Below are 10,519 nucleotides of genomic sequence, written 5' to 3'. Positions count from 1 at the left end.
ATGATCGTCGTGCGCGAGCACCGGGGGTGACCCGATGCGTGCCCGGGATGTCCTCAGCCGCCCCGTGGTGACGGCACGACCGGAAACACTGTTGCGGGATGCGATCGCCCTGCTGACCGGACACGGATTCGCCGCCCTCCCGGTCGTCGACGACCGGGGCGCGGTGGTCGGAATGCTCGCCGAATCCGATGCGATGACCGCGGCCGCCGGACCGGAAACCACCACCGTCGAAGCCGTCATGACCACCCCGGTGGAGACGGTCGCTCCCACCACCGACACCGCCACGATCGCGGACCGGATGCTCGCCGCCGGAGTCCGGTCGATGCCGGTCGTGGAAGCCGGGCTGCTCGTCGGAATCGTCTCCCGCCGGGACCTGTTGCGTGCTCTGCTCGATGACGACGACACCCTTGAAGCGAAGATCCGGGCCCTGCTCGACGACTACGCCGGTAGCCGGCGGCAATGGACGATCGATGTGACCGACGGTGATGTGACGATCCGCGGTATCTGCGCCGACCCGAGTGAACAGCGCTTGCTCGTCGCCCTGGCCCGTACCGTCGAGGGAGTGGGTCACGTCGAGGTGATCGACGACGGCACCGCCCGCCCCGACCGCTGACCGGACCCTGGGCGCGGATGGCACGCCGTGATCACGCTCCGGCGATATCGCGCCGATCGAAGATCGGCAATCCGATCAGCAGAGCGAGGGCCCCGGCCAGTGCCGGCCACCCGTACGCGGCCGGTAACCCGGCGCCGAGCGGTCCGCCCTCGAGAACCTGGTGGAACGGGGACAGCGGCCCCCAGGGGCGCACGGCCTCGACCAGTTTGCTCGCCACATACAGCACGTAGGCCCCAACCGCGAACACCGAGGCGACGGCCGTCGAAAGGACGCGCCGGCCGGTCGCCGCACCGACCGCCAGGGCGAGCAAGCCGAATTCGACTCCGATGAGCACCATGGCCGAGGCGCCGGTCGACGCCGCACCGACCGGGATGCCGAGGCCGAACAGCGCCGAGCACACGACCAGCGCTCCGAAGAGCACCGCACCGAGGACGAGCACCGCGGTGACGAGCACCGCCGCCTGTTCGAGCAGCAGCCGCACCGGGGCCACCCTGGTGACCAGCAGTACCTCCAGTGTGCCGTTCTCCTCTTCGCCGGCGATCGCCCTGGCGCCGCGTCCGATCGCGAATACGAGGAACAGGATCGGTAACAGCATGCTGAACAGTTCGGCATTGAGGAATCCCGTCCCGGTACCGAACTGGTCCAGCTCGAACAGTTCCCGCAGCGGCTCGGGATAGTTCTCCAGGAGCTGTCGGATTCCCGCCGTGTCCGACACCGATGGCCACAGCGCGCTCACGGGTACCACGAGCGCGGCGATTCCCAGGCTCCACCCGAGGAGACCACGGCGTTGATCGCGTAGGGATTTCGAGTACACGGTACGCAGCACGATGGTCAGTCCTGTCCGTAGTAGCCGAGGAATATCTCCTCCAGGTCCGGCTCATGGCTCACGATGTCGACGACGTCGTACGGGGCGATCGCTTTCAGCAGCTCCGCGGTCGAGCCCTCCACCTCGACCTGCATTCCGTGCGTGTTGTGGTGGACCTGTCGGACACCCGGGAGATGCCGTAAGGAGGCCGAGTCCGGTGGTGTCGCGGCAAACCGCAGGTCGAGGCGACGGTGGGTCCGCCGGGTGAGTTCGGTGATGGAACGGACCTCCACGAGCTGCCCCTTGCGCAGCATGCCGACGGTATCGGCCACCGCTTCCACCTCCGACAACACATGCGAGGACAGGAAGACCGTGCGTCCGGCATCGCGTACCTCGCGCACCATGTCGAGGAATTCCCGTTGCACCAGCGGATCGAGGCCGGTGGTCGGTTCGTCGAGCACCAGGACGTCCGGCTCGGACATGAAGGCCTGCACGATACCGACCTTCTGTCGGTTACCGTGCGACATCGCGCCGATGCGGATCGTCGGATCCAGCTCGAGCCGGTCGACCACACTTCGGCGCACCGTCGGGTCGACACCGCCGTGAAGATGGGCGAGATAGTCCAGATACTGTTCGGCGGTCAGGTCGGGATAGGCCACGAACCGGCCCGGTAGGTACCCGATATGCCGCTGTGCCGTTTCCCGTTCGCGCACCGTATCCGCACCACAGACGCGGGCACAACCGTGCGTCGGGCGCATGAGGCCGACCAGAATGCGAATGGTGGTGGTTTTGCCCGCACCGTTCGGCCCCACATAACCGAAGACCACCCCACCGGGGATTCGCACCGTCACATCGTCCAGTGCACGGAAACCGCGATAGGCCTTGGTGAGCCCCATGAGTTCGATCATCACGGGGCCCTTTCGCATCGGATACGGATCGTCGTGGCGCCGGCCGCCGCAACGGATCGGTTACCCGCGGACCGGCGAAGAACGAGTAAGCGCCGAACTTTCTCGGCGACCGGCACTTTCCGACTATTCCCCACGATCCTCGGAGGGACACAGGGCCCACCGGGCCATGCCCGAGGGACGTAGGTCCTCGAACGAATCGGTATCCGTCACCCCACGGGCTCCCCTGCCCGTATCGGCAACTTCTGCTCGCACACCTTCTCGACGAATTCGCCGGTCTCCTCCGCGGACAGGTGCCGCGCGATATCCGCCTCGGTGATGATCCCGACGAGACGGCCCTGATCGGTCACCGGTAGCCGCCGAACCTGATACTGCTCCATCACCGCGAGCGCCTCGTTCACATCGGCGTCGGCGTCCACCGTGCGCAGCTCGTCTCCCTGCGCGAACTCCCCCGCGGTGGAGGTTGCGGGATTGCGGCCGAGGGCGAGGCAGTTCACCACGATATCGCGATCGGTGACGATCCCCACCGGATGTCCTTCGCCGTCGCAGATCGGCAGGGCACCGATATCGCGCTGTCGCATCTGTTCGGCGACGGTGTTCATGGTGTCGCGCACACTGATACACACCACATCGGAGTGCATGACCTCACGCGCTGTACTCATCTTCCCTCCTCGTCTCGACGGGCTCTGCGGGATCGATCATCGGGTCTCGGGCGGATATGTGGTCAGGGCAGAAAGTCACAATCCGCGCGCAGCGGGTCAGGGGCGGCGCACCGGTTCCGCTCGCTCGTCGCGCACCACGACCATGGGACACTCCACCGAATGCAGGAGCGCCGCGCTGGTCGAGCCCAGCAACATGCCGGTGAATCCGCCGCGGCCGTGGCTGCCCGTTACGAGCAACTGGGCATTGTCCGATTCGTCGAGTAATGCGCGCACGGGGCGGTCCCGTATGAGGATGCGCCGAACCGGCACCTCCGGGTAGCGCTCCCCGAAACCGGCGAGCCGCTCCCCCAGCAGCGCGGCCTCCCGCTGCCGGAGCGGCTCCCATTCCAACAACGGCAGATCTATTCCGCTGGTATCGCTCCACACATGCAGGGCGGTCACCCCGACCCCGCGCCACGATGCCTCCTCGAAGGCGAATTCGATCGCGGGCATACTGTTGGCAGTGCCGTCGACTCCGACCAGGACGGGTTTACCGGCCGATACCGGATCGGTGGCCGCGGTGGAGTGGATGACGGCGACCGGACAATGCGCGTGTCGGGTGATCGCCGAACTCACCGAGCCGAGCAGACCGCGCCGAATCGCACCGACTCCCCGGCTGCCGACGACCAGGACGACCGCGCTCCGCGACCGATCGATCAGGTGAGGGATGATCGACTCGTCGGTCATCTCGGTGGCGATATCGAGTGTCTGCCCGCCCGATTCCCGGGCCACTCGGGCGGCTTCGGCGAGCACTCGGGCGCCCTCCTCGCGCAGCAACCCGAGGTCCTCGTCGTTCAGGACCAGCGCGGGGCCGAACCGGCGAGGAATCCCCACGGAGGTCACGATGCGCAGCGGACGGTGCCGCAGCCGCGCGTCGACCGCCGCCCAGGCCGCCGCGTGATACGAGGTCCCCGATCCGTCGACGGCGACAACGATCGCCGAGTCGGGCCGATTCGCCGGTGAGGCGTCTCCTGCGGTCTCGCCCGCGGGATCGCCGGTGTGCGAGCTCTCGGTATGCGATCTCATCGGTATTCCTTCCCCATCGGCCCGGCTATGAGCCGCCACTCCCGGTCCCATCGCCTACGCCGACGCACGTTCAGTAGCGCGCCGGCGAACCAGGCGAGGGCCATCGCGCCGATCCACACCTCGATCAGCAGTCCCACGGCGACAGCGGCCGCGGAGAAGACGGCCGCGGCGGACGGTTGCGGCGGGGTCGTCAAAGCGGCGTCGCCGCCTATCCATATCGGCAACCGATCACCGGGTTTCGCCGCAGCGGACACCTCGACGGCGGCCGTGTGTTCCCGCCCCTCGTGAACCCAGCGAACGGGTGCTTCGAAACGAGCGATCACCGCCTGCTCGGCCTCCGCGTCGGTGATCCGACGCGGCTCCGCGAGCACCACCGCCGTCACCGCCGACTTGGTCGCGTTCTCCGCTCGAATACGTTCCGCGGCGGAGGTGTACTCCGCGGTACCCGCCGCCCCGGCCAGTGGTATCACGGCCGACATCACCAGCACGGCCACCAGCCACACCGCACTTTCCAGGCGATCCGAGCCGCGCATCAGCGGATTGGTACTCCACGGCCGCCGCCACAGTCGAACCGGCAGCGATGGGTAGCGCAACATCTGGATCCACCTCTTTCGACGGTGCGGTCACCCCGACGCGAACCGGATGCGCTTCGCTGCTCCCGGTTCGACAGGGCACCGGCCCGCCGGCGCGGCGAAACGGCCATCACGCCCCGGCGCGCGGTACGGGCCGGTGGCAGGACCTGTCCTTTCGTACGTTCGAACCACTCTTCACGATCTCGCGTCCACGACGCCCGACGGCAGTGCAACGTGTCACCACCTCGAAGGACGTTCGACTCTGCCGCGAACCCGGCCGGTACGGCACGCTGAAGGTGTCGGTGGATCCCGATTCCCTCACGTCCGAAAGCAGGCGGCCATGGGCTCGTCCGACTCCCATATGACCTCCCATATGACCCAATCGGACCTGTTCGCCTGGAGTATGGAGCGGGACCCGGCGTTGCGCTCGACCATCACCACGGTGCTGATGCTCGATACGGAACCGGAGTGGGAGGATCTGGTCCACCTGTTGGACCGGGGGACCCGCGTCGTACCGAGACTGCGCCATGTCCTGGCTCCCGCACCGCTGGATCTCACCCCGCCCCGCTGGCGGCCGGACCCGAATTTCGATCTGTCCTGGCATCTGCGCCGTGTTGCCCTGCCGCCTCCGGCCGATCCGGTCGGGGTGCTCGAATTCGCCCGGACCGAGATCATGACCGCATTCGATCCGGCCCGTCCCCTGTGGACGTTCACCGTGTTGACCGGACTGCCGGAGGGCCGAAGCGCTGCCGTGCTCAAGGTGCACCACAGCCTGACCGACGGGGTCGGCGGTATCCAGATCGCCGAGGAAGTACTGGATTTCACACGGGAGGGGACGGCACGCGAACCGGCCCCCGAATCGGGGGAGCCCACCCGGGGGACGCTCGGCGATATCGTGACCTGGAACTGGTCCACCGGATACGGACTGTTTCGCGGCGGGTTGGCAACGGCGGCCGGCGCAGCGCGGCGGACACTGACCGACCCGGTCGGGGCCGTCCGTGACGGGGCGGCACTGGCCCTTTCCGTGGCCCGGCTGGCCCGGCCGGTCGTCACGACGCTTTCCCCCTTGATGACCGCACGCGGTCTGGGCAGGCGTTTGACGGTGCTCGAGGTCCCGCTCGATCGACTGTCCGATTCCGCCCGCCGGGTGGGATGCACCGTGAACGACGCCTTCCTCACCGCACTGCTGCTGGGGCTGCGGGCCTACCATCTCCGGCACGACGCACCGCTGGAACGGGTCCGTCTGACCATGCCGATCAGTGTCCGCGGGGGCGCGGATCCCATCGGCGGTAACCGCATCACCTTGGCGAGGTTCGGTCTTCCCGCCGATATCGATGATGTCGACGACATGATGCGGACCGTGCACTCGCATGTGGAGCAGTGGCGGCACGAACCGGCCATACCGTGGTCCAATGCGGTGGCGGCGGTGTTCAATCGGCTGCCGAGCGAAGCGTTCGCGCAGATGCTGAAACATGTCGATTTCGTCGCTTCCGACGTGCCAGGGTCACCGGTGCCGCTGTACCTCGCCGGCGCGGAGGTCGAACGTATCCATGCTTTCGGCCCGACCCTGGGCACGGCTTTCAACGCCACCCTCATCTCGCATATGGGCACCTGCTGTATCGGGGTGAACATCGATACGGCGGCGATACCCGACCTGCCGGTGTTCGCAAAATGCCTCGACACCGGCTTCGACCGGGTGCTGAATTCGGGCTCGTGATCATCCGCATCGCGTTGACGGATACCTCCGCTCACGATTGTGGACAACCCACCATCCGAATGGTTTCCCCGGGCGCCAGCCACACCACCTGCTCGCGACAGACCACCTCGATGGGGGGCGCGCCGCCGGGCTCCGAACACACCTCCACATGGTCACCGCTGACGCACACCGTCAATCGGTGGCCGCGATACACCATGGGGAACGACAAAGCCCCCAGCGGTTTCGGCCAGTACGGGCAGAAGATCAACCGGTCGCCGCGGATCTCCAGTCCGGTGAAGCAGCGTTGGAGCAGGTCGACACTACCGGCCATCGCGGCCAGATGTATTCCCTCGGCGGTGGTACCACCTTGGATATCGGCCACATCGGAGTCGAGTACCAGCTGGAAGAATTCCATGGCCCGGTCCCGGTGGGCCCGGGCCAGCACCCAGGAATGCACCAGGATGCTCAAGGTCGAGCCGTGTGAGGTCCGGGACAGGTAGTAGTCGATCGTCCGGGGAATCATCTCGGCGGGGAGTTCGTAGCCGAGGCGCCCGAGCAGATCGCGAAGTTCATCGGCGGAGAACAGATAGAACAGCATGAGCACATCCGCCTGTTTGGCCGCGCGATAGCGGTTGACGTCATCGCCCTCGGCTTCCAGTATTCGATCCAGCCGCTGGATATTGCCGTAGCGACGGCGGTAGTGCTGCCAATCCAGTTCCCGCAATCGGTCGTAGCCCTCGAACTGGCTGATGACCCCGTCGTGGAACGGCACATACATCCGGTGGGCCACCTCGTGCCAGTACGGTGGTTCCGCCGGATGCACGTGGAGTTTCTCCAGGAGCTCGGCGCGGGTTCGGGGCGGTAACACCTCGAGCGCGTCCAATGCCCGCAGAATGGTCCAGGCGGCCATGATGTTGGTGTACGCATTGTTGTCGACACCGGCGCCCGGCGCCTGCGGATAGCCCGAGTGGAATTCGTCGGGCCCGATCACCCCACAGATCACATAACGGTCGCGCCGAGGGTCGTGGTCGGCCAGACCGGCCCAGAAACGCGCGATCTCCACCAGCAGCTCGGCACCGCATTCGGCGAGGAACTCGAGATCACCGGTGACCTGGTAGTACTGCCATACGGTGTAGGCGACGGCGGACCCGATGTGGTGGGCACGATTGCTCGGATCCGGATTCCATCGACCCGACAACGGATTCAGATGTAGTTGCTGGCTCTCCTCACGTCCGTCGCTGCCGGACTGCCAAGGAAACATCGCTCCTGCGAGGCCGGCTTCCGCGGCGGCTCGCCGCGCCTCCGGTAGCCGGCGATATCGATACCGCAGCAGGGAGCGGGTCAGGATCGGGAAACGCGGCGTCAACACGGGGAAGACGAACAGTTCGTCCCAGAAGATATGCCCGCGGTAGGCCTCACCATGCAAACCGCGAGCGGGCACGCCCACATCGAGTTCCACGGTGTTCGGCGATGCCGTCTGCAGCAGGTGCAGCATATGCAGGCGCAGGACGCGCACCGCGTTGTCGTCGTGGTCGAGGTCGATGTGCAGCCGCGCCCACAGGTGTTCCCATGCGCCGATATGCCCCTTGAACAATGTCGCGTAGTCGTCGGCCACCGACACCCACCGGGTGGCCTCGTCCTCGGGCCCCGAGGAGGCGGGATCACGTCCGGTGAACACCGCCACCGTCTTCTCCAGAACGACAGAGTCGCCGGCACGGATATCGACGTCGAACTCGTGTCCGATGAACCCGTCGCCGCGCACCGTTTCCCCGACCGTCCCGGTGGATTTCCCGTTGCGACGCAATCTGTTGCGGGTGGCCACCGCCACCGGTATCCGTGATTCGTTGGTCTGCGCGGCCACCTGCACCACCCCGGGAGCGGGCGCGATGGTGCGCACATCGGTCAGATGTGTATCGGACAGACCACGGTAGCGCTCCACCAGATCGTTGCGTACCGCTGCGTCGATCGTCGAGCGGATCCGCAACCGGCCCGACCAGTTCTCGGCGGTGATCGTCGTCTGCAGAGCGCCCAGATGCGGATGGTGCATGGCCGCGAATCGTCGCTGGGTCACCCGGGTGATATGCCCCGCCGCATCCCGGAACCGGAATCGGCGGATCAGCTCGGCCCGGCGTATGTCTACTCGCTGTCGGTATTCCAGCAGCTCAGCGGTATCGGGATCGAACCGGTCACCGTCATCGATCCGGAAGGTCACCGGCAGCCAGTTCGGCAGGTTCACCAGGCTCTCGTTGTCGATGAGCCGGCCCGCCACCCGATCTCGAAGCCGGTTGTACACACCGGCGACGTAGGTGCCCGGGTAGTGATACCGCCCGGCCCGGCATTCCGGCGCCGCGCCACGGGTGGCGAAATAACCGTTGCCGACCGTGCACAGCGCTTCGCGAAGTTTCTCCCGGTCCGGATCGTAGCCTTCGAAGATGAGCGACCACGTATCGGCGCCGGAGTCGCGGAGCAGTCGTGTGATCCGTTCGAGGAGGTCGCGGACCCTGGGCACCCCGGCGACGGAGAACCGGGCGGCGGTGAACCGGTCTGCGTTCTCGGTCGCACGCACGACAATGCCGAGGCCATCCGTTTCGACGACGTCGAAGGCGTCCTCGTCGGTCATATCGTCACCGAGATAGATCGGCAGTACCGGAACGGCCAGTCGTTGCATGATCCACCGCAGCGCGGTTCCCTTGTCCCAGTCGATGTCCGGGCGTAATTCGACGACCTTCCGACCGATGGTCACCCGCAGCCCCCGGGCCCGTCCGATGCTGTGGACCGCGGCCGATACCCGACCCACCGCCTCGTCCGGCACCGTCCGGTAGTGCACGGCTATCGCGAATCGTTTGGACTCGATCCGGACACCTTCGATCTGCCGTAGTCGAGCGCCCAGCTCGCCCTCGGCGGCGGCCAACTCCCGCTCCACCCCGGGAACGGCATCGGGCACATGGCGCGCGCCGTCCGGTGCCATCAACTCGAATCCATGACTCCCGGCAAGCCAGACCCCACGAACGGATATGCGTTCGCGCAGGTCATCGAGGTCGCGGCCGCTGATGATCGCGACGGGGCATTCGTCTGCCAACTCGGCCAGTATGGCGTCCATGCCCGCAACCGGCCGGGCGGCCGCCGGGTCGGGGACGATCTCGGACAGGGTGCCGTCGAAGTCCAGCAGAACCGCGGGTTTCTCGGACTCCAGCAGATCGGCGAACATCGGCCACCGCTCGAAGACATCCGGCACCTCGGCCACCCGCCGAAACCCGGCGAGAAGTTCTATACGGGCCGCGTCGTCGACGACGACATCGGCTCCGGCCGCCGACAATCGGCCGGCGTGCGCGCCTCGGTCGATACCGATGACCAGCGCGAAGCCTCCGTCTCTACCCGCCGCGACCCCGGCCTCGGCGTCCTCCACCACGACAACGCGGGCGGGGTCGGCACCCAGTCGGCGGGCCGCTTCGAGCAGCATCGCCGGGTCGGGTTTCCCGGCCAGGCCCAGCTCGTCCGCATCCACCCCGTCGACACGGACGGGGAACAATCCGGAGAGTCCCGCGGCCGCCAGCACCTGCGCACAGTGGCGGCTGGCGGAGAACACCGCCGTACGGATCCCCGCGGAGCGAAGACGCCGGACCAGCGCGACGGTGGAGGCGAACACCGATACGCCGTCGCGGGCGATCCGTTCCCGAAACAGACGATCCTTGCGATTGCCGAGGCCGCATACGGTCTCGGCGGTCTCCGGGTCGGCGGTATCGCCCCACGGCAGCTCGATACCGCGCGCGGCAAGAAAATCGGCGACCCCGCGGTACCGAGGTTTGCCGTCCACATATCGCAGATAATCCGCCTCGGTGAACGGTGACAGATCACGTCCGGGAACGGCCGGGACACCGGCCAGATAGGTATCGAAAAGCTCCGTCCACGCGGCGGCGTGCACCGTGGCGGTGTCGGTCACCACCCCGTCCATATCGAAGATCACCGCGTCGTGACGGCGGATATCGATTCGTGGCGATCCCACTACCGCACTGTCGGTCACGTCTTCAGTGTGAACCGACCGGAGGGCTTTCGACAGGAACCCGGGCCCGCTCGTCCGTGCCGAGGGCAGGTGGCGACAACCGAGGAATCGGGAAGCGGTCGACATTCTCGAGCGCGACGGCGAACCGTCCGTACCCCATCGAATCGTTGGCCGATCGGGACAGAGTTCTCACCGGGACGG

Annotated in this window: 8 protein-coding genes; 2 read left to right on the top strand and 6 right to left on the bottom strand. The window is 66.9% G+C overall.

Annotation, left to right across the window (positions count from 1 at the left end; all coding sequences use genetic code 11):
* The first annotated feature begins 34 nt into the window (after window positions 1–34).
* Window positions 35–613, top strand: a complete 579-nt coding sequence (locus ON32_RS24985; protein ID WP_040793471.1) for a CBS domain-containing protein — start codon at window positions 35–37, stop codon at window positions 611–613.
* A 31-nt stretch (window positions 614–644) separates the two neighbouring features.
* Here the strand turns inward: ON32_RS24985 and ON32_RS24980 are convergent, their stop codons facing one another.
* From ON32_RS24980 to ON32_RS27375, 5 genes are all read right to left on the bottom strand, one after another.
* A complete protein-coding gene (locus ON32_RS24980) occupies window positions 645–1,439 on the bottom strand; it encodes an ABC transporter permease (RefSeq protein WP_040793470.1) in 795 nt (264 codons plus the stop codon).
* A 5-nt stretch (window positions 1,440–1,444) separates the two neighbouring features.
* Window positions 1,445–2,344 carry an ABC transporter ATP-binding protein gene (locus ON32_RS24975; protein WP_051133656.1) on the bottom strand — a complete coding sequence of 300 codons (900 nt, stop codon included), beginning with the start codon at window positions 2,342–2,344 and terminating at the stop codon, window positions 1,445–1,447.
* 188 nt (window positions 2,345–2,532) lie between these two features.
* Window positions 2,533–2,985 carry a CBS domain-containing protein gene (locus ON32_RS24970; RefSeq protein WP_040793468.1) on the bottom strand — a complete coding sequence of 151 codons (453 nt, stop codon included), beginning with the start codon at window positions 2,983–2,985 and terminating at the stop codon, window positions 2,533–2,535.
* 96 nt (window positions 2,986–3,081) lie between these two features.
* Window positions 3,082–4,050, bottom strand: coding sequence for a universal stress protein (locus ON32_RS24965; protein WP_083874771.1), 969 nt, complete (start codon window positions 4,048–4,050; stop codon window positions 3,082–3,084).
* The gene (locus ON32_RS27375; protein ID WP_051133655.1) at window positions 4,047–4,646 is read right to left on the bottom strand and encodes an Rv1733c family protein; all 600 of its coding nucleotides are present in this window, start codon (window positions 4,644–4,646) and stop codon (window positions 4,047–4,049) included. The genes ON32_RS24965 and ON32_RS27375 overlap by 4 nt, the downstream gene beginning before the upstream one ends.
* 349 nt (window positions 4,647–4,995) lie before the next feature.
* Here ON32_RS27375 and ON32_RS24955 point away from each other — a divergent pair, with 349 nt between their 5' ends.
* On the top strand, window positions 4,996–6,339 hold the full coding sequence (locus tag ON32_RS24955) for a wax ester/triacylglycerol synthase domain-containing protein (protein WP_083874779.1): 1,344 nt from the start codon (window positions 4,996–4,998) through the stop codon (window positions 6,337–6,339).
* A 31-nt stretch (window positions 6,340–6,370) separates the two neighbouring features.
* Here the strand turns inward: ON32_RS24955 and otsB are convergent, their stop codons facing one another.
* The gene (gene otsB / locus ON32_RS24950; RefSeq protein WP_281032255.1) at window positions 6,371–10,339 is read right to left on the bottom strand and encodes a trehalose-phosphatase; all 3,969 of its coding nucleotides are present in this window, start codon (window positions 10,337–10,339) and stop codon (window positions 6,371–6,373) included.
* Between the last annotated feature and the right edge of the window lie 180 nt (window positions 10,340–10,519).

It is taken from the genome of Nocardia paucivorans NBRC 100373 (assembly GCF_000308675.1).
Lineage (GTDB): Bacteria > Actinomycetota > Actinomycetes > Mycobacteriales > Mycobacteriaceae > Nocardia > Nocardia paucivorans.
Note: the sequence above shows the minus strand (reverse complement) of the source record. Positions and strands in the feature narration are given on the sequence as shown.